An 18417-nucleotide genomic window follows, 5' to 3' on the forward strand; every position below is an offset into this window, starting at 1 on the left:
CCATGTATAAGATTTTAAATATAGGTCATCGTGGTGCCAAAGGTCATATTGCCGAAAACACGATAGAATCCATTGAAAAAGCGTTAGAATTTCAAGTGGATGGTATTGAGATAGACGTGCATGTATGTGCTTCAGGTGAATTGGTGGTTTTTCATGATTTTACGTTAGATAGAATGACCAATGGTTCGGGAGAAGTATCTAAACACACGCTTTCAGAATTACAAAAACTAAAAGTTGAACATGAATACACTATTCCAACTTTAGAAAACGTCTTGAATTTTATTGATGCCAAATGCCTGTTGAATATTGAATTAAAAGGAAAGGATACAGCCATAAAAATATGTGAAGTCATAAAAAACTGTATTGAAAATTCTAATTGGGATTATAGCGATTTTATAGTGTCCAGTTTTCAGCATCACGAGTTGGAAACGGTTTTTAAGACCAATCAAAACATACCACTGGCTGTTTTGACAAAAGCCAGTGTCATGGAAGCCATGGAGTTTGCCAAAACGATTAAAGCAAAAACTATCCATCCTAACGTGGCATTACTTACTCAAGAGAATGTAAAACTTGCGCAAAATCAAGGATTCTCAGTGAATACTTGGACCATAAATGACAAAAAAACCATTGCCAGAATGAAACGTTACGGAGTCAATGGTATCATTTCCGATTATCCTGATAGCCTATGAAAGATTACGATGTTATCATAATTGGTGGAGGAGCAGCAGGTTTTTTTGCGGCTATCAACATAGCGGAATTCAATCCAGATTTAAAAATCTGTATTCTTGAAAAAAATAAAGAAGGTCTTCAAAAGGTAAAAATATCAGGAGGGGGACGTTGTAATGTGACACATGCAGAGTTTGTTCCACAGGATTTGGTTCAACACTATCCAAGAGGTGAGAAGGAACTATTAGGACCATTTCACCAGTTTATGACAGGTGATACGATAGCTTGGTTTGAAAAGCGAGGCGTGCCTTTAAAGATTGAAGATGATGGGCGCATGTTTCCAATAACGGATTCCTCACAAACCATAATCGATTGTTTTATAAATGAAGCCATAAAACATCAAGTGGACATTTATTACGGTCAAAACGTCGCTGAAATAAAACCCCTTGAGGATAATTCTGGTTTTCAAATAGAAACGAAATCTGATACGTTTCATAGCGAAAAATTACTTGTAGCCACTGGAAGTAGTGTCAAATTCTGGAAGCTTTTAAAAAATTTAGGCCATACTATTATTGAGCCTGTGCCTTCACTTTTCACATTCAACATTAACGATGAACGAATTAAAGATATTCCTGGAGTTGTCGTTGCGGATGTAGATATAAAGGTTTTAAATACAAATTTAGAGTCAGAAGGTCCGTTATTAATAACCCATTGGGGAATGAGTGCGCCAGCTATTTTAAAGCTATCTGCTTTTGGTGCTTTAGAATTGGCAGAGATGAACTATAAATTTCAAATTGAAGTCAATTTCATTAATAGAACTTTTGAAGACGTTCTAGACAATTTGAAAGTTTTCAAACAAGAATTTGCCAAGAAAACCGTCTTTAAATCTGCTCAATTTGACTTGCCAAAGCGTCTATGGCAACAATTGGTTTTAGCTTCCAAAATTAATCAAGATGAACGATGGGCAGATATCAATAAACAGCAATTGGAAGATTTGGCAAAACAACTTACTCAAGCAATTTTTAATGTTGATGGAAAAAGTACGTTTAAGGAAGAATTTGTTACGGCTGGTGGAGTGGACCTAAAGGAAATTGATTTCAAAACCTTTGAAAGCAAAATGCACCCTAATTTGTATTTTGCTGGTGAAGTTTTAAATATTGATGCGGTTACTGGCGGTTTCAACTTTCAAAATGCATGGACAGGAGCATACATAGCATCTAAAGCAATTTCAGAAACTAGTCCCCTCTAAAAAGAGGGGATTAGGGGTGTGTTGGCATTAAAATGAATGTTATGAAGATTTATTATAACCCTAAACTTAAAGAATTAGCAAGGAAACTTCGAAATAACTCTACAAAATCAGAGGTTAAACTTTGGTCTTTTTAACGTAAAAATCAAATGTATGGTTATGATTTTCACAGACAAAAGCCAATTGATGAGTATATAGTTGATTTCTTTTGTAATAAATTACAACTTGCTATAGAATGTGATGGATATTCTCATGAAATACTAGAGACATATGAAAAAGATGTCAAAAAAACCAAACGATTAAACACTTTAAGGATTCATGTTTTGCGTTTTTCAGATTTTCAAATCATGAATGATATCGAAAATGTTTTGAGAGCAATTGAGGATTATATTCTTAAATTTGAAGAAAACAGTAATACACCTCCCTCAATCCCTCCTTTTTAGGAGGGAAGTTAAATTATGATAACTTACATCGTTTTATTAAAAGGCATTAATGTTGGCGGTCACAAAAAAGTACCTATGGCCGAATTGCGTCAACTGCTCTCGAATTCTGGATTTACAAACGTCAGAACCTATATTCAAAGTGGAAATATTATCTTACAGTCTAATGAAAAAAATCAACAACAAGTTGAAGTAACTATTTCTAAAGCGATTCTCAAACATTTTGGTTTTGAAGTGTCAGTTTTGGCCAAAACACGAACTGAACTTAAACGTATTTTTGATCAATCACCGTTTCCTGAAGAAAAAAAGAAAGCCAGTTATTTTATGATGTTACACGATATGCCAGATTCTGAAAAGGTTCGCGAAGCTTCCCAAAAAGTGTATGAAGGAGAAGACTATCAGATCATAGAGGATTGTATCTATTATTTTCATGATAAAGGATTGAGTAAGGCAAAATTTAATGTCAATTTTTTTGAACGTAAATTTCAAACATTCGCAACCGCAAGAAATTACAATACCATGATAAAGTTGTTATCTTTGTCCGAAGATTAGCCAAATCATGACTGAACACGATTTTATCCCGAAACCGTATACTGTTTTAAAGCAAGCCGGTAAAGTTGCCTGGGAATCTCCAAGCAATATCGCACTAGTGAAATACTGGGGAAAAAAGAAGCATCAAATACCTGAAAACCCATCCATTAGTTTTACGCTTAACAGTTGTAAAACAATCACAACAGTTTCTTATACCCCAAAGGAAGACAACACTGATTTTTCGTTTGAAGTGTATTTGGATGGCTCAAGAAAAGATGATTTTAAGCCTAAAATTCAGACATTCTTTGAACGCGTTGAGTCGTATTTGCCTTTTTTAAGGTTATTTCATTTCAAAATTGAAACCCAAAATACTTTTCCGCATAGTTCTGGCATTGCATCTTCAGCTTCTGGTATGAGTGCTTTGGCCCTTTGTTTAATGAGCATTGAGAAAAAGCTTAATGTCATTCAGAGCGACAGTGAAGAATCTAAAGACTTCTTCAACAAAAAAGCATCGTTTTTAGCACGTTTAGGTTCAGGTTCGGCATGTAGAAGTATTGAAGGCGATTTGATTGTTTGGGGGAAAACAGAAAGTATTAAAGATAGTAACGATTTGTTTGGAGTGAAATATCCGTATGAGGTTCACAATAATTTTAAGCAGTACCAAGACACTATTTTGTTGGTTGATAAAGGAGAAAAACAAGTCAGTAGTACTGTTGGGCATAATTTGATGCATGGACACCCTTATGCTAAAAACCGATTTCAGCAAGCTCATGATAATTTAGCTAACTTAAATCCTATACTCGCTTCGGGCGATTTGAATGCGTTTATAGCTTTGATTGAAAGTGAGGCATTGACACTTCACGCCATGATGATGACGAGTATGCCTTATTTTATTTTGATGAAACCCAATACTTTGGAAATCATAAACAGAATATGGGAGTTTAGAAAAGCATCAGGTTTACATATTGGTTTTACGCTCGATGCTGGCGCTAATGTTCATGTGCTATATCCTAAACAGGAGTCTGTAAAAATATTGGAATTTATTAAGAACGAGTTAGTTGCATATTGTAAAAATGGGGAATATATTTGCGACCAAATTGGATTTGGCGCAAACCAAATTGAATAATAAGTCGTATATTTGATAAAGTAATTGCTCTAAATTATGAAAGGACCGCTCTTTTATTCAAAAATTCTACTTTTTGGTGAGTATGGAATCATCAAGGATTCCAAAGGATTATCGATTCCATATAACTTTTATAATGGCGCTTTAAAGGTCTCCAACAAGGATACTGAACAAGCCAAAAAATCAAATGCCAATTTAACCCGCTTTGCCGATTACTTGGAAACACTGGATGATAGCAACTTGGTTAAGTTTGACTTAAAAGCCTTACGAAGTGATCTGGCCAAAGGGATGTATTTTGATTCATCCATTCCTCAAGGATATGGTGTGGGTAGTAGTGGCGCTTTGGTTGCTGCTATTTATGATAAATATGCTCAAGATAAGATTACGGTTCTTGAAAATTTAACACGAGAAAAATTACTAAAGCTGAAAGCCATTTTTTCTGAAATGGAATCTTTTTTTCATGGAAAATCTTCAGGATTAGATCCTTTGAATAGTTATTTAAGTATTCCGATTTTAATCAATTCCAAAGATAATATTGAGGCAACTGGTATTCCATCGCAGAAATTGGATGGCAAAGGTGCTGTCTTTTTATTGGATAGTGGTGTGGTTGGTGAAACCGCTCCTATGGTCAGTATTTTCATGGAGAATATGAAACAGGAAGGTTTCCGCAGTATGCTAAAGGACCAATTTATTAAGCATACGGATGCTTGTGTAGACGACTTTTTGAAAGGCGATGTGAAATCTCTATTTAAAAACACCAAACAATTGTCTAAAGTGGTTCTCAACCATTTCAAGCCCATGATTCCTAAACAGTTTCATGAGCTTTGGAAGAAAGGTATCGAGACCAATGAGTATTACTTGAAACTTTGCGGCTCTGGTGGTGGCGGTTACATTTTAGGGTTTACTGAAAACATCGAAAAGGCCAAAGAATCCCTGAAAGATTATAAATTAGAGGTTGTATATAACTTCTAAAACTTCCCAACATGTTATCTCGTAGACAAAAACACATTCTACTAAAGTTTTTTAGTATGTTTTCTGTCGTGAGAGGATACAACATTCTCATCATTATTGTAGCACAATATCTAGCAGCTGTGTTTATTCTGGCACATAACAAGCCGTTGCGATCCGTGCTACTGGATTTAAATCTCTTTATGTTGGTTTTGGCATCAGCAGCTACGGTAGCAGCAGGATATATTATCAACAATTTTTATGATTCCGAGAAGGATTTAATTAATAGGCCGCAAAAGTCCATGCTAGATCGATTGGTGAGTCAAAACACTAAATTGTCATTCTATTTTGTACTGAATTTTATAGCGGTTATACTGGCAAGTTATGTGTCGTTTCGAGCAGTAATATTCTTTTCGGCTTATATTTTTGCCATTTGGTTTTATTCGCACAAGCTTAAAAAAATGCCTTTCGTAGGTAATTTAACATCGGCTATTTTAACCATTACGCCATTTTTTATCATCTTCATTTATTACAAAAATTTCGAAACGGTCATTTTCGTGCATGCGATGTTTTTGTTTTTAATTATTTCGATGCGGGAATTGACCAAAGATCTTGAAAATATAACAGGTGATTTGGTTCAAAACTATCATACTATTCCAGTAGTCTATGGTGAACGCGTTTCAAAAACCATGTTGGCCATTCTTGGAGCTCTTACACTGATCCCTGCATTTTTACTTATCTATAAATTTCAGGTTGGAAGAATGTCTTATTTCTTCTATTTGAGTGTGATTTTATTGGTAGTTTTTCAGTTTTTGCTCTGGAAGTCAAATAACAAGACGCACTATTTGGCACTCCATAACATTTTGAAGTTTATCATTATAGCAGGCGTTGCATCAATTCCATTGATTGATACCAATTTGATACTAAAACATCTGTAATGAATCGTCATTTTAAAATCTATTAATTATTTTCGTTTAGTATTAAAATATTTTATGAATATACTTATTGAAGACAAAACCGCTTTACTTCCTGTAAAAAAGTATGGTGGCACGGAACGTATTATTTGGGGACTAGGAAAGGAACTTTCAAAAATGGGGCATAAGGTCTATTTTCTTGCAAAGGAAGGTTCTAAAAGTGATTTTGCAGAAGTTATATTTTACGATGCCAATAAATCATTACAAGAACAAATACCTGAAGCGGTTGATGTCGTTCATTTATTCAATACATTGGAACATTTAGACAAGCCCAGTTTATTTACTATGGAAGGTAATCCAGCTCCTGGGGCTCCTAATCATATAAATATGGTGTTTGTTTCCAGAAATCATGCTAAACGTTATGGGTCTGAAAGCTTTGTTTATAATGGCATTGACTGGAATGATTACCCCAAACCCAATTTAGACATGCCAAGAAAAGATGTGCATTTTCTGGCAAAAGCATCATGGAAGATTAAAAACCTGTTTGGTGCTGCAAAAATAGCTCTAAAGTCAGGGAATAAACTTCATGTTATGGGTGGTGAGAGATGGACCTATCCAAACTTTAAAAGAGGTTTCAAGTATATGTTGAGCCCAAAACTCATTTTCCATGGAATGGTTGAAAATGATGTGAAAATGAAAATAGCAGAACAATCTAAAGCTCTATTGTTTCCCGTAGTTTGGCATGAACCTTTTGGTATTGCCATTACTGAAAGTATGTATGCAGGCTGTGCTGTTTTTGGAACAAAAAACGGATCATTAGCGGAACTGATTACACCAGAAGTTGGCGTTACAGCCAATAGTGTAGATGAATTGGTTGAGGCTGTCAAAACATTTGACTATAATCCAAAACGTTGTCATGAGTATGCCTTAAAATATTTTAATTCTAAAGTGATGACGGAATCATACCTAAAACTATATCACAAAGTGATTTCTGGGGAGAATTTAAATGACAAGATGCCAGAATATATTCCTTCAGAAAATATTGTTCCTGAATTTAAATAATTAATAGGCAATACTTTGCTTATCTTTGCAAGCAAATTACTTTATAATGAGCAGAAAGCAAGGAACAGGTGGCAAAAAGCGACCTTCAGGAAGAGGACAAAGACATAATCAAGATTTTAGGTCTGGTAGAGATAGTGGGAATGCAAGTGGTAAAAGCTTGGCTCGTGGCAATGCGCCCATGAAAAAGAAAAGTACTCCGCAAAAAGCAGAAGATTCTGATAACATTCGATTAAATAAATACATAGCCAATTCAGGTATTTGCTCACGTCGTGAAGCCGATGAGCACATTGCCATTGGTTTGGTAACGGTTAATGGCCAAGTGGTTACCGAAATGGGTTACAAGGTAAAGATTGATGACGATGTTCGTTATGACGGCAGACGCATAAACCCAGAGAAAAAGGCCTATGTATTGTTGAATAAACCGAAGGGTTTTGCGACGACTACCAGTGAAGGTAAAGGCAGAACCGTTATGGATTTGGTAGCCAATGCCACCAATGCCAGAATAAAACCAATTGGGCGATTGGGACGAAACTCTACAGGCTTATTATTGTTTACCAATGATGAAACTGTGGTTAAAAAATTCACCAATTCAAAAAATGGTGTATCACGTTTGTTTCAGGTGGAGTTGGATAAAAACTTGAAATTTGAAGACCTTAAAAGCATTCAAGAAGGTTTTAAAATAGATGGTAAATTGATAGCTGTTGAAGAGATTAGCTACATTGACGGTCAAAGTAAAAATCAAATTGGACTCAAAATCAAAAACACTGGAAACACCATTATCCGGACTATTTTTGATCATTTTAAGTATGATATCATTAAAATTGACTGTGTGGCTATTGGCCATTTAACCAAAAAAGATATCCCACGTGGTCACTGGAAACATTTGACCGAGCAAGAGGTTAATACTTTGAGGATGTTGTAGTTTATAGATTAACGTGTAAGTAAATAGAAGTTCATTTAGCTTTTATAATGGATTGATTTTCAGAATTAAGGAAATTTTATAGATTAAATTTTCCAATGAAGCTTTCATAATCTTCTCCAGAAGGGTAATAATAAAGAGCAAAAATAATTTTCGTTTGCCTTTCAATCTCGATTTGTTTATTTTTTCTATGAACTTTTATACTTTTACTAATACATTTAAGAAGGTCGGACTTTAACTTACTATTATCAAATTCTTTTAATGGTTTAATATTTTTTATTGACAAATCATTATTTATTGTCAATTCATATAATGCGAAAGGTTCATTCTTAACTTCAATCCCTCTGAATTCCTTCAAACAGCCATTTGTTGCGGTAATTTGTAATTTAAATTCATTTTTTGGATCTATATTTTTTTGTTTAATAAACTCTAATAATTCTATTTTCTGTTCAATTGATCTCGAATATCCTTTTTGGGCATTTGGATATCTATCAGAATTAAATTTTCTATCAATTTGTTTGGCACCAGAACAATATCCAAAGCTAAGTATTCCATTTTCATCTTTTTTTGCAAAAATTAACCAAGTAGTGTTTTCGGGTGTAAAAAAACCACAACTACTGTTAAGTGCACTATAAATTTTTAATTTGGATAAATTTTCTCCTTTGAAAATGTCAATAATTTCAATCTCAATGTTATGAAAACTATTATTTTCATCATCTGCAGTTACTTTAAGAATTTTTGCTTTTGCAATAAAATCCGAACTTTCAATTCTGTCGATTAAAGGAACAGTTCGGCATACACATGCATAAACTTGTTGAATGCAAATTATAAATAAAATCGTAAGTATGTTTTTCATAATTTTTATGTCATTTCTATAATAAGTCTAGTTATTTGTTCATCCCTTCACCTCAAACGTATAGGTAGAAATATATTCCTCACCAATCATCAGATGGACATCATAAAACCCAGTGTTATTAAATTGGTGTTCTAGAGTGAGTTTTTGGTCTGTGATTTGGATGTTTTTCGGTGTTACCTGCCTGTTGTTAGTACCGTTGTCAATTAGTAATCGAATGGAATTATTGGAAACAGGCTTTTTTAACGTGTAAGAAAACGCAATGGTTTCATGCTTCTTTATGGTGTTATGAAACATTTTGGGTTTATTGTGCGTTTCAAGGCTTTTGTAGGCATTACCATAAACAATGGGTGCTTCTAAAAATTCATTAAAGGTTGGCGCTTTGTCATCCAATAACAGCCATTTGGTATCTTTTGGATAATGATTAATGGCAAATAGTGTTGGGTTTGATAGAAAATAGCCATCGTTATATTGAAAGATAAAATTACCGGTTTCAGGATTCTGTATGCCACTGGCCCAAGTTGGGTCGCACAAATACCATTTGCCGTCTAGCTTTACAGCATTCCAGGTGTGGTTTGGAGCGTCGCGGTCACTTATCAGATTGGTGCTTGTTTTTCCATAGCCATGTACAATCTCACAAGGAATGTTTGCCAATGAAGCCAGTTCTTGAACCATATAGGCGTAACCTGTGCAAATAGTCTTTTTATGTTTTATAAGTTTTCGGAACACATCCTTTTTTAACTCACTGTTCCAGTTTTGAGTTTTCAGGCTGTCTGATTGAAACCGTTGACGCTTACGCTTGTTCTTTGAGTATTGACTGTAGTCATTTTTTATATTAGTGCATACCCAATAATAAATGGCTCTGAAACGTTCGGCATCGGTTGTTAAACCTGTTGTTAACTTATTGGACAATTCCTGCAAATCATACAAGTCTGCACCCTGATATGCCAAAGCCAAGCTGTCCGCTTTCTGGAAGTCAATATGACTAAAATCAGATTGCTGGGCTTGGATTTGGCACGCTATTAAAATAAGACTTGTATATAAGAATTGCTTCATAGAAATGATTATTCTATTTTTTGCGTTTGCTTTTGTAAGGTTTGTTGCTATGTAAGGCTCCTAAAATTTCAATGGTTTCAGAGTCTAATTGAACCTTTACAAAAGGTGCATCTTTGTTAATCGTAACTTCCTGTGGATGATAGCCCAGATGACTAAAAACCAATACATCATTTTCCTTTAGTGCTTCAGGAAATGTAAACATACCCTTCTTATCGGAAATAGTTCTGGTTTCCGTACCTTTTAGTGTTATGGTTACTTGGTCTACTGGTCCATTTTCGTCACTGACAATACCATTGATAGTTAATCCATTGTTGTTTTGTGCTTGCATGGAATTCGAAAAACTGAATGCCAGCATCACCAAAATAAAAGAGCTAATTATTTTTTTTACGGATTTGGTATTCAAATCAAATGGCCAGTGATACTGTTTTTTTAAGGCTGATTGTTGCTCTGTTTGAACCTTTTTTTGTTCTTGAGTTCCTGTTGTCATTGTTTTTGTTGTTTTCATAACTTGTGATTTTTACTCAAATCTATTGCTAATTACCTAAATAATATAATGACATTGAGGTAGGACGTTCATTATTTGAGTGAAAAGAGCGTTTCAATGAGTAAAAACATCATTGGATTAATTAGGTGAAAAGATACTGAATTTCAGGACTTCAAAATAATTTTAAAAAAAAACTGAAAATGTGTGCTGTGTTAAAAAAAAAATTACATTTGCAGCATATTTAGCTGAACAAATTGAACCCTGTTTATACGTTCGGGCTTTTGAAAATTAGGAAGTCATATTCAAAAGCAGCTTATCGATTGAGCAACCGAATTTTAGAGCTAACTTCCGCTTTCTACATCGTAATGAGCCAACATTTGTTTGGTTTTATCCCTACGACCCATCCTCAAATTCAAGTTTGATTTATTGATATTTAATGATATCTTAATACCGAAGAATATTTTCGGTTTTACCTTTAAATTTCAAATAGAGAATTAATGAATACTAAATACATAGATCTGGTAAATCAAACATTTGATTTTCCTCAAGATGAATTTAAACTTGAAAACAAAACACTGCAATTCCATGATATTGATTTAATGGAATTGGTGGAGCAATATGGCGTACCTTTGAAGTTCACCTATTTGCCACAAATATCCAATAACATCAATCGCGCTAAAAAATGGTTTGGTGATGCCATAAAAAAACATAAGTACAAAGGCAAATACAACTATTGTTACTGTACTAAAAGTTCGCACTTTAAACATGTTCTGGATGAAGCCTTAAAGAATGATATTCATATTGAAACGTCATCGGCTTTTGATATTGATATTGTTGAAAATCTAAAAGCGGAAGGTAAGATTACCGATAAAACGTATGTTATTAGCAATGGTTTTAAGCGTTCACAATATGTTACCAACATTGCGAGACTGATCAATAACGGACATAAAAACGCTATTCCAATTATTGATAACTATGAAGAAATCGATTTACTTTCTGAAGAGATTAAGGGCAAGTTTAATGTTGGTATTCGTATTGCATCTGAAGAAGAACCCAAATTTGAATTTTATACATCGCGTCTGGGAATAGGTTATAAAAACATTGTGCCTTTTTATAAGAATCAAATTCAAAATAATAAAAAAGTTGAACTTAAAATGTTACACTTTTTTATCAATACGGGAATTCGGGATAACGCTTATTACTGGAATGAATTATCCAAATGTTTAAAGGTGTACACCAGCTTAAAAAAGATCTGTCCGACCCTGGATAGCTTGAACATTGGTGGTGGATTCCCTATTAAAAATTCATTGGCATTTGAATTTGATTATGAGTATATGGTTGATGAAATTATCAATCAAATCAAATTAGCTTGCGAAATCGAGGAGGTCGCTGTGCCAAACATCTTTACCGAATTCGGTAGTTTTACCGTTGGAGAAAGTGGTGGTGCCATTTATGAGGTGTTGTATCAGAAACAACAAAACGATCGTGAGAAATGGAATATGATCAATTCATCTTTCATCACAACGTTGCCAGATACTTGGGCTATTAACAAGCGATTTATCATGCTACCCATCAACCGTTGGTATGACAGTTATGAGCGTGTGCTTTTAGGTGGTTTAACCTGCGACAGTGATGATTATTACAATAGCGAGCAGCACATGAACGCTATTTATTTACCAAAATACAATAAGGAAAAACCATTATACATAGGCTTCTTCAACACAGGAGCTTATCAGGAAACTATTGGCGGATTTGGAGGCCTGCAGCACTGTTTGATTCCATCGCCAAAGCATATTTTAATTAATAAAGATGCTGATGGAAACATCAGCACAAAACTATTTAGTGAACAACAAAAAAGTGAAGACTTACTTAAAATTTTAGGTTACAATGAGTAATAAAACGTATGCCGGAATAGAAGACCAATATTCCAAATTAGACAATTCAAAAATTGTACTGATTCCAGTGCCTTACGATGGTACGAGTACTTGGCAAAAAGGAGCTGATAAAGGTCCTGAAGCTTTTTTAAATGCTTCTGAAAATATGGAACTATATGATATTGAAACCCGAACAGAGGTTTACAAACAGGGCGTTTATCTGGCTGATCCAGTTACAGAAAACGAATCTCCTGAAAGTATGGTAGATGCCGTTCATGATATCACAAAAAAATATATCAAAAAGAATAAGTTCGTAACCATTTTTGGAGGTGAACACTCGATTTCCATCGGAACCATTAGAGCATTCAATGAATGTTATGATAATCTGACGGTATTGCAATTGGACGCGCATGCCGATTTGCGTAAAGAATACCATGGTAGTAAATGCAATCATGCCTGTGCTGTTTACGAAGCTAGCCAGACAACCAACTTGATTCAAGTTGGCATTCGCAGTATGGATATCATTGAAACAACGGTTATGGATGAGGATAAAACCTTCTTCGCTCATGATATGGCGGTAGATGATAACTGGATGGATTCCGCTATCGATTTAATGACTGATAATGTTTTTATTACCATTGATTTAGATGCTTTCGATCCGTCTATCATGCCGAGTACGGGAACACCAGAACCGGGTGGTTTATTATGGTATGAAACCATGGAATTTTTAAGACAAGTATTTGAAGAAAAAAACGTGGTTGGGTTTGATATTGTGGAATTGTGTCCTAATCCAAAAGAAAAATCATCAGACTTTTTAGCGGCTAAATTATATTATAAAATGCTGTCTTATAAGTTTATGCTTGATGAGGTGGATGATGATTTTGACAATAATTTTAATGAATCTAAAATAGGTATTAATAAATTTTCTAAATTTAATGACGAGGATGGCAACTAAAGGACACATATCACAATTTATAGAAAAGTATTACTTACATTTTAATGCAGCGGCTTTGGTTGATGCAGCCAAGGCTTATGAAGATCAATTGAATTCTGGTGCTAAAATGTTGGTGTCCTTGGCTGGTGCTATGAGTACAGCCGAATTAGGTAAGATTTTTGCCGAAATGATTCGCCAAGATAAAGTGCATATCGTGTCTTGTACAGGGGCTAATCTCGAAGAAGATATCATGAACCTGGTAGCACATTCGCATTATAAACGTGTGCCTAATTACCGTGATTTAACACCACAGGAAGAATGGGATTTGTTGGAGAAAGGCTTAAATCGTGTAACCGATACCTGTATTCCAGAAGAAGAAGCCTTTAGAAGACTACAAAAACATATTTTCAATATTTGGAAAGAAGCCGAAGATAAAGGCGAGCGCTATTTACCGCATGAGTTTATGTATAAAATGTTGCTTTCAGGAGTTTTAGAAGAATACTATGAAATAGATTTGAAAAATTCTTGGATGTATGCAGCAGCTGAAAAAAATCTGCCCATTGTTTGCCCGGGTTGGGAAGACAGTACTATGGGGAATATTTTTGCAAGCTATGTTTTGAAAGGCGAATTAAAGGCCAGTACCATGAAATCGGGTATTGAGTATATGACATTTTTAGCCGATTGGTACACTGATAATTCTGAAAAAGGTATTGGGTTCTTTCAAATAGGAGGTGGTATTGCTGGTGATTTCCCAATTTGTGTGGTGCCGATGTTGTATCAGGATATGGAACGTTCTGATACACCTTTCTGGAGTTACTTCTGTCAAATCAGTGATTCAACAACTAGTTATGGATCCTATTCCGGAGCTGTTCCCAACGAAAAGATAACCTGGGGTAAATTAGATATTAACACACCAAAATTTATAATAGAGAGTGATGCCACTATTGTAGCACCGCTAATTTTTGCCTACTTATTAGATATGTAATTATGAACAAAAGAGACAATCTAAAACGTGTCATTGTTGACTTTAAAAAACTAACTCCCGAAATCTTGGCCTTATTGGTTGAAAAATACCCAGATGGCTATGATGACGAACAAATTATTTCATTTAGGAATGCCAATAATGAAATTGTTGATGCTGTTGAGGTAACAACCAGCGACACCAAATATTTGGTAAAAGTGAGTACCAAGTTAGCTGTAACTATGGAAAATTATGATGAAGATGATTATGAAGACTTTGATGATGATGATCCAGAAGCAGTTCAAGATCCAGAGTTGGATGTTGAGGATGACATGGCTAATGAAGAGGAGGACGACGAAGATTAATTTAGTGTAGTCATGAGAACAGCTGTTTTTAAGTCTTACAAAAACGGGTATTACACGTTTTGGTTTGAAAATGGAGATGAATTGGTTTTTGAAGAGGTGCATCCTCGCGTTTTAAAGCAATTCGATTTAAAAAATGATAAAAGTTTAAGGGACCAGGAATTCCGTATTACGTTTGTGGAAGTTTACGAGGATGATGACGAAGACTTGGTGATTTATAGAGTTGAAAGTTTAAAACCTGTATAATTCAGTCATTATGGATACATCATTTCATATGTCCCTACCATGCCGTAGCATTAAGGACACCAAAAGTTTCTATGTTGATAGCATAGGGGCTTCTTTGGGAAGGCACACACAAAGTTGGGTAGATATTAATTTATTTGGTCACCAAATAACATTTACCAAAGCAGGTAAGTTTGATTTTAATAACCCCAATTATGTGTTCGAAGGACATATTTTACCGTCTTTTCATTTTGGTGTTATTGTCGACAGTATCGCTTGGAAGAAAATTTATAATAATCTTAAGGACGCAGGTTTGGAATTGGTTACCAAAGCCACCTTTTTGGAAGGTAAAATGGGTCAGCATTCATCATTTTTTATTCAGGACCCGAATGGTTACATGCTAGAATTTAAAAGCTTTAAAAAACCAAACGAAGCGTTCAAAACCTAAAAACATGTATCACGTTGTCGCTTATCAAGTAGCAGACACCATCAATATTAAACAGTGTAAGGAGCAACTGCCTTGGCAATTGCTCTTTCAGGATAGTGATGAGTTGTACTTCAAAAAGTCCGACGATCAATTTCTGTATATTTTCCATTATGGGATGGTTAGTTTTTTTAACATGTCGTCCCAAGAAATTGATTTGGTGCTACAAGATATTAAGCCATTCTTTCGCAATGCCATATCAGAAAAGCATGCTGAAGATATCCAAGTGGAAATTGTTCCAAACACCCTTAAAGTTACCTTTGAAAAGGTGATTCTGCCAACATTGAGTTCCGAGATGGTGCGGTTGGTAATGCTAAATGCCTCACAATCGGTGGCGTTGAATAACTATTCCGAGATTACCGAAAACCTGTTAATTGAAACCAATGAGCATACCTTATTTTTGGAGAAAAAGGGGAAACTGGATATTTCGGGTAATAAACTTAAGCGCTTCATTGGTAAGATATTGAACATCAAAAACAAGATTTCCGAGAACCTCTATATTTTTGATTCACCTGATATTACCTGGGAAGATGAACAGTTGAACAAACTGAATCTGGACCTTAAACAAACATTCGATCTTAAGGATCGTTATCATCTTATTCATGATAGAATTGATATTATCAAAGAGAACCTGGAACTGTTCAAGGATATTATGGACCACAAGGAAAGCAGTAAGCTGGAGTGGATTATCATCATCCTTATTTTGGTTGAGGTTGTGGACCTGTTTATTGCTAAACTGTTCTTTTAACTACAGAATTTTCTTTAGCTCGTCGTAGTATTGTTTCGTAATGTGCAAACCGTTGTGACCACCTTCACGAATAGGATGTAAGCTAATGTTGTTAGGCTGAATTTGTTGCAACTTTTTAGCGTTGGTATCCGGATGGATTAAAAAGTCACGAGTGCCGTAGTAAATGTTTATAGGGCAGGTAACCGATTTAATAAACTCGTAGGTTGGAATATCATACTTGATTAAAAACTCGGGAATCGGCGGTGCAATTTCTTCTGTGATGAGTATTTTCCAAGAGTAATAAGGGGCATTTAATATGAGCATCTTGGGTTTATTTCTAGAAGCCACATAGGTAGCTAGTCCAGAGCCTAACGAATAGCCCAATATGATAATCTGGTCTTCATTATAGCGTTGTTTTACAAACTCGTAGACCTTTTCTGAGTCGTTTAGTAGGTCTTGAGTGTTGCAATACTCACCATCACTTTTTCCATAATTACGGTAATCAAAAAACAGGATATCATAACCGTTATCCAAATACAATGGTGCGCGCATGCCCCATTCGTGTATGGCTCCTGCGTTACCATGGTAGTATACAATGACACCTTTGGAAGGCTGTTCTGTTTTAAACAACAAAGCATTGAGATTGACGTCTTCTGTCACGGGAATGTCCAGTTCTTCAAAGTCTTGTTCAAAGGTGTAGACATAGTTTTTGTCCAAATGCTTGGGATTGAAAAAGAAGCGTTCCTGTTTAAAGTACATAAATACCAAAGACAGGATATACAACAACACCAGGGTGGCGATGATGCGCAGGAGTCTTCTAAAGAGCTTTGGAAAATTAATTGTCAAGTGCCTTATTTGTTTTTAAGTCCCACAAAAATACTATAAAAACCACCACATATTCAAATGCGATGATCCAGAGGTTTTCTTGGTAGTCGTTTTGGCTGTATGCCAGATAGCTTAACACAATCATGAAGCTCCAAGCCAATGGGAATTTGCATTGAGTGAAAACTGACAGCATGAGCAAGGTTGTGAGATACCAAGGATGTACCGTGGTAGCCAAAGCCAGATAGCCTGCCAATGCCCAAAGCATACTTAAAATGAGTTGTGGCATGCTGTTGTTTTTTCTAGCGAAGGTTAGGTAAAGTACCCAGCCAAGAACCGCTATGGCAAGCACCTTTCCAATGAGGGCGATTTGGTTGTAACCCGATACCCAAAAGCCTATTTCACGGAGGAGGTAATACACACTGGCATTAAACTCGAAGTTTTGAAACCATAAGGCAATGGTCTCGGTGTAGTTGGTTAGGAATTGTGGGTTGTAGAAGGGTAGGAATGATACTAGTGTTAACGCAAAAACTATTATGTAAAAAATGACTAGTTTAAGAAAACTATTAGGTCTCGACTTACTATGCAAAGTATCTTCGTTCAAAATATATTTTGAACTCGATAATGCTCGACCTGACAGGAAAAGGGTGTTTTTGTCTGTGTTGTCACCTCGAGCGGAGTCGAGAGGTCTTGAGGGCATAAACCAATTGTATAATAAAGGCAAGAACAACAAGGGAATTAACTTGACCGATATCGAACAGGCGAATAGTATGGCTGCCCATTGCCATTGGTTTTTGTGTAGCAGATAGAGACTCCTTACCAGAAAAAAGACCATGACGCCCTCAAAATGTAAATTGCCTGTGAGTTCTATAATAATAAACGGATTGAGGAGATACCAATAGATATGATGTGTTGGTAGGTTACATGCCTTTAGCAACTTTTTACCATAAACCAGAGTACCTAAATCTGCCAAAATTATAATGAGGCGTAACACGATGGCTGAACCGATCATACTTTTACCTGCCAACAGACCCGCCATGACAAAGCAGAGTTGGTTTAAAGGTGGGTAGTTGGTAAAGTGCCCAGCACTCAAACTGCCCATGCCATTAATGAGTTCTTGGGTTTGTGCTACTGGTAACAAACCTTGGTCCAACAGGCCTTGTGGTGTGTAGAGGTAGGGATTAAACCCTTCCAGTAGCATGCGACCATCCCAGATAAAGCGGTAAAAGTCTTGTGAGAGGTTGGGGATTGCCAAAATAAACAGTGCCCGAAAGCCAAATGCCAAGCCTGTGAGCCATTTTGCGTGGTTTTTTAATAAGGCTACCAACCTATAAAATGCCCAAAACAACCCAGCGTACAGCAGGACTAATTTTAGGCTTTGGGTACGCTGTAATGTATAGGCAAACAGGCTATATAGAATTATGGATGCCAGTATATAACCCCCAAGCCAGGTGTTTTGTTTGATAGCCCATTTGTTTTGCATGGGCTAAATATAACCTATAATTGCCTGAAAACGGGCTGAACCCTGCACCTGACTGCGGTTTTTTATAAATCTAGCACGCTATAACCACGCTATAACCACGCCATAAGCACGCTATAACCATACTATAACCATGCTATAACCCTAACTTTGGAAAGCTGTTTATTGAACGGTGTGTGATTGCTGCCCCTGATATGCCCCTGATATGCTGTTGATACGCCTTTGATAGGGCTTAACTAGGGCTTAACTAGGGCTTACCTATGGCTTAAACACGGGTGAACCTAATTGGAGCTGGGGCTATGACCTTAA

At 35.7% G+C, this 18417-nt stretch carries 21 protein-coding genes; 16 read left to right on the forward strand and 5 right to left on the reverse strand.

Features of this window, described 5'->3' with window-relative positions:
* Nucleotides 1-2 precede the first annotated feature (2 nt).
* From C1T31_RS03210 to C1T31_RS03250, 9 genes are all read left to right on the forward strand, one after another.
* Nucleotides 3-689, forward strand: coding sequence for a glycerophosphodiester phosphodiesterase (locus tag C1T31_RS03210; RefSeq protein WP_103051007.1), 687 nt, complete (start codon nt 3-5; stop codon nt 687-689).
* Nucleotides 686-1915 (forward strand): BaiN/RdsA family NAD(P)/FAD-dependent oxidoreductase, encoded by a 1230-nt coding sequence (locus C1T31_RS03215; RefSeq protein ID WP_103051008.1) that lies wholly within the window; start codon nt 686-688, stop codon nt 1913-1915. The genes C1T31_RS03210 and C1T31_RS03215 overlap by 4 nt, the downstream gene beginning before the upstream one ends.
* Nucleotides 1916-2061: 146 nt before the next feature.
* Complete coding sequence (locus C1T31_RS03220) at nt 2062-2355, forward strand: endonuclease domain-containing protein (RefSeq protein ID WP_243398885.1); 294 nt, start codon at nt 2062-2064, stop codon at nt 2353-2355.
* A gap of 15 nt (nt 2356-2370) precedes the next feature.
* Complete coding sequence (locus tag C1T31_RS03225; RefSeq protein ID WP_103051009.1) at nt 2371-2904, forward strand: DUF1697 domain-containing protein; 534 nt, start codon at nt 2371-2373, stop codon at nt 2902-2904.
* A gap of 7 nt (nt 2905-2911) precedes the next feature.
* On the forward strand, nt 2912-4009 hold the full coding sequence (locus C1T31_RS03230) for a diphosphomevalonate/mevalonate 3,5-bisphosphate decarboxylase family protein (protein WP_103051010.1): 1098 nt from the start codon (nt 2912-2914) through the stop codon (nt 4007-4009).
* Between the two features lie 36 nt (nt 4010-4045).
* On the forward strand, nt 4046-4978 hold the full coding sequence (locus C1T31_RS03235) for a mevalonate kinase family protein (protein ID WP_103051011.1): 933 nt from the start codon (nt 4046-4048) through the stop codon (nt 4976-4978).
* Between the two features lie 11 nt (nt 4979-4989).
* Nucleotides 4990-5892 (forward strand): geranylgeranylglycerol-phosphate geranylgeranyltransferase, encoded by a 903-nt coding sequence (locus C1T31_RS03240; protein ID WP_103051012.1) that lies wholly within the window; start codon nt 4990-4992, stop codon nt 5890-5892.
* A 54-nt stretch (nt 5893-5946) separates the two neighbouring features.
* Complete coding sequence (locus C1T31_RS03245; RefSeq protein WP_103051013.1) at nt 5947-6930, forward strand: glycosyltransferase; 984 nt, start codon at nt 5947-5949, stop codon at nt 6928-6930.
* 46 nt (nt 6931-6976) lie between these two features.
* A complete protein-coding gene (locus C1T31_RS03250) occupies nt 6977-7852 on the forward strand; it encodes a pseudouridine synthase (RefSeq protein WP_103051014.1) in 876 nt (291 codons plus the stop codon).
* Between the two features lie 76 nt (nt 7853-7928).
* Here the strand turns inward: C1T31_RS03250 and C1T31_RS03255 are convergent, their stop codons facing one another.
* The 3 genes from C1T31_RS03255 to C1T31_RS03265 are packed head-to-tail and all read right to left on the reverse strand — an operon-like array spanning nt 7929 to nt 10263.
* Nucleotides 7929-8705, reverse strand: coding sequence for a hypothetical protein (locus C1T31_RS03255; protein ID WP_103051015.1), 777 nt, complete (start codon nt 8703-8705; stop codon nt 7929-7931).
* 39 nt (nt 8706-8744) lie between these two features.
* A complete protein-coding gene (locus C1T31_RS03260) occupies nt 8745-9758 on the reverse strand; it encodes a transglutaminase domain-containing protein (RefSeq protein WP_103051016.1) in 1014 nt (337 codons plus the stop codon).
* A gap of 13 nt (nt 9759-9771) precedes the next feature.
* A complete protein-coding gene (locus tag C1T31_RS03265; RefSeq protein WP_103051017.1) occupies nt 9772-10263 on the reverse strand; it encodes a carboxypeptidase-like regulatory domain-containing protein in 492 nt (163 codons plus the stop codon).
* A gap of 476 nt (nt 10264-10739) precedes the next feature.
* Between C1T31_RS03265 and C1T31_RS03270 the strand changes: the two genes are divergently transcribed.
* Genes C1T31_RS03270 through C1T31_RS03300 form a run of 7 tightly spaced genes read left to right on the forward strand, consistent with a single transcriptional unit; the run spans nt 10740 to nt 15827 of the window.
* Nucleotides 10740-12137 (forward strand): type III PLP-dependent enzyme domain-containing protein, encoded by a 1398-nt coding sequence (locus C1T31_RS03270; RefSeq protein ID WP_103051018.1) that lies wholly within the window; start codon nt 10740-10742, stop codon nt 12135-12137.
* Entirely contained in the window at nt 12130-13071 is a 942-nt protein-coding gene (gene speB / locus C1T31_RS03275) for an agmatinase (protein WP_103051019.1), read from the forward strand. The genes C1T31_RS03270 and speB overlap by 8 nt, the downstream gene beginning before the upstream one ends.
* Nucleotides 13061-14035 (forward strand): deoxyhypusine synthase family protein, encoded by a 975-nt coding sequence (locus C1T31_RS03280; RefSeq protein WP_103051020.1) that lies wholly within the window; start codon nt 13061-13063, stop codon nt 14033-14035. Before speB ends, C1T31_RS03280 begins: the two co-directional genes overlap by 11 nt.
* 2 nt (nt 14036-14037) lie before the next feature.
* Nucleotides 14038-14376 (forward strand): hypothetical protein, encoded by a 339-nt coding sequence (locus tag C1T31_RS03285; protein ID WP_103051021.1) that lies wholly within the window; start codon nt 14038-14040, stop codon nt 14374-14376.
* Nucleotides 14377-14388: 12 nt separating this feature from the next.
* Complete coding sequence (locus C1T31_RS03290) at nt 14389-14619, forward strand: hypothetical protein (protein ID WP_103051022.1); 231 nt, start codon at nt 14389-14391, stop codon at nt 14617-14619.
* Between the two features lie 10 nt (nt 14620-14629).
* The gene (locus C1T31_RS03295; protein WP_103051023.1) at nt 14630-15043 is read left to right on the forward strand and encodes a VOC family protein; all 414 of its coding nucleotides are present in this window, start codon (nt 14630-14632) and stop codon (nt 15041-15043) included.
* Nucleotides 15044-15047: 4 nt separating this feature from the next.
* Entirely contained in the window at nt 15048-15827 is a 780-nt protein-coding gene (locus tag C1T31_RS03300) for an RMD1 family protein (RefSeq protein ID WP_103051024.1), read from the forward strand.
* Here C1T31_RS03300 and C1T31_RS03305 read toward each other — a convergent pair whose 3' ends face one another.
* Both C1T31_RS03305 and C1T31_RS03310 read right to left on the reverse strand, forming a co-directional pair.
* Nucleotides 15828-16652: an alpha/beta hydrolase gene (locus C1T31_RS03305; RefSeq protein ID WP_243398886.1), complete on the reverse strand. Its 825-nt coding sequence runs from the start codon at nt 16650-16652 to the stop codon at nt 15828-15830.
* Entirely contained in the window at nt 16642-18111 is a 1470-nt protein-coding gene (locus tag C1T31_RS03310; RefSeq protein ID WP_103051026.1) for a mannosyltransferase, read from the reverse strand. The genes C1T31_RS03305 and C1T31_RS03310 overlap by 11 nt, the downstream gene beginning before the upstream one ends.
* Between the last annotated feature and the right edge of the window lie 306 nt (nt 18112-18417).

The sequence above is a fragment of the Hanstruepera neustonica genome, from assembly GCF_002895005.1.
Taxonomy (GTDB): Bacteria; Bacteroidota; Bacteroidia; order Flavobacteriales; family Flavobacteriaceae; genus Hanstruepera; species Hanstruepera neustonica.

What these genes read in the sequence shown, in the direction of transcription:
- C1T31_RS03210 (WP_103051007.1), top strand. Translation starts at nt 3, where the DNA reads ATGTATAAGATTTTAAATATAGGTCATCGTGGTGCCAAAGGTCATATT.
- C1T31_RS03215 (WP_103051008.1), top strand. Translation starts at nt 686, where the DNA reads ATGAAAGATTACGATGTTATCATAATTGGTGGAGGAGCAGCAGGTTTT.
- C1T31_RS03220 (WP_243398885.1), top strand. Translation starts at nt 2,062, where the DNA reads ATGTATGGTTATGATTTTCACAGACAAAAGCCAATTGATGAGTATATA.
- C1T31_RS03225 (WP_103051009.1), top strand. Translation starts at nt 2,371, where the DNA reads ATGATAACTTACATCGTTTTATTAAAAGGCATTAATGTTGGCGGTCAC.
- C1T31_RS03230 (WP_103051010.1), top strand. Translation starts at nt 2,912, where the DNA reads ATGACTGAACACGATTTTATCCCGAAACCGTATACTGTTTTAAAGCAA.
- C1T31_RS03235 (WP_103051011.1), top strand. Translation starts at nt 4,046, where the DNA reads ATGAAAGGACCGCTCTTTTATTCAAAAATTCTACTTTTTGGTGAGTAT.
- C1T31_RS03240 (WP_103051012.1), top strand. Translation starts at nt 4,990, where the DNA reads ATGTTATCTCGTAGACAAAAACACATTCTACTAAAGTTTTTTAGTATG.
- C1T31_RS03245 (WP_103051013.1), top strand. Translation starts at nt 5,947, where the DNA reads ATGAATATACTTATTGAAGACAAAACCGCTTTACTTCCTGTAAAAAAG.
- C1T31_RS03250 (WP_103051014.1), top strand. Translation starts at nt 6,977, where the DNA reads ATGAGCAGAAAGCAAGGAACAGGTGGCAAAAAGCGACCTTCAGGAAGA.
- C1T31_RS03255 (WP_103051015.1), bottom strand. Translation starts at nt 8,705, where the DNA reads ATGAAAAACATACTTACGATTTTATTTATAATTTGCATTCAACAAGTT.
- C1T31_RS03260 (WP_103051016.1), bottom strand. Translation starts at nt 9,758, where the DNA reads ATGAAGCAATTCTTATATACAAGTCTTATTTTAATAGCGTGCCAAATC.
- C1T31_RS03265 (WP_103051017.1), bottom strand. Translation starts at nt 10,263, where the DNA reads ATGAAAACAACAAAAACAATGACAACAGGAACTCAAGAACAAAAAAAG.
- C1T31_RS03270 (WP_103051018.1), top strand. Translation starts at nt 10,740, where the DNA reads ATGAATACTAAATACATAGATCTGGTAAATCAAACATTTGATTTTCCT.
- speB (WP_103051019.1), top strand. Translation starts at nt 12,130, where the DNA reads ATGAGTAATAAAACGTATGCCGGAATAGAAGACCAATATTCCAAATTA.
- C1T31_RS03280 (WP_103051020.1), top strand. Translation starts at nt 13,061, where the DNA reads ATGGCAACTAAAGGACACATATCACAATTTATAGAAAAGTATTACTTA.
- C1T31_RS03285 (WP_103051021.1), top strand. Translation starts at nt 14,038, where the DNA reads ATGAACAAAAGAGACAATCTAAAACGTGTCATTGTTGACTTTAAAAAA.
- C1T31_RS03290 (WP_103051022.1), top strand. Translation starts at nt 14,389, where the DNA reads ATGAGAACAGCTGTTTTTAAGTCTTACAAAAACGGGTATTACACGTTT.
- C1T31_RS03295 (WP_103051023.1), top strand. Translation starts at nt 14,630, where the DNA reads ATGGATACATCATTTCATATGTCCCTACCATGCCGTAGCATTAAGGAC.
- C1T31_RS03300 (WP_103051024.1), top strand. Translation starts at nt 15,048, where the DNA reads ATGTATCACGTTGTCGCTTATCAAGTAGCAGACACCATCAATATTAAA.
- C1T31_RS03310 (WP_103051026.1), bottom strand. Translation starts at nt 18,111, where the DNA reads ATGCAAAACAAATGGGCTATCAAACAAAACACCTGGCTTGGGGGTTAT.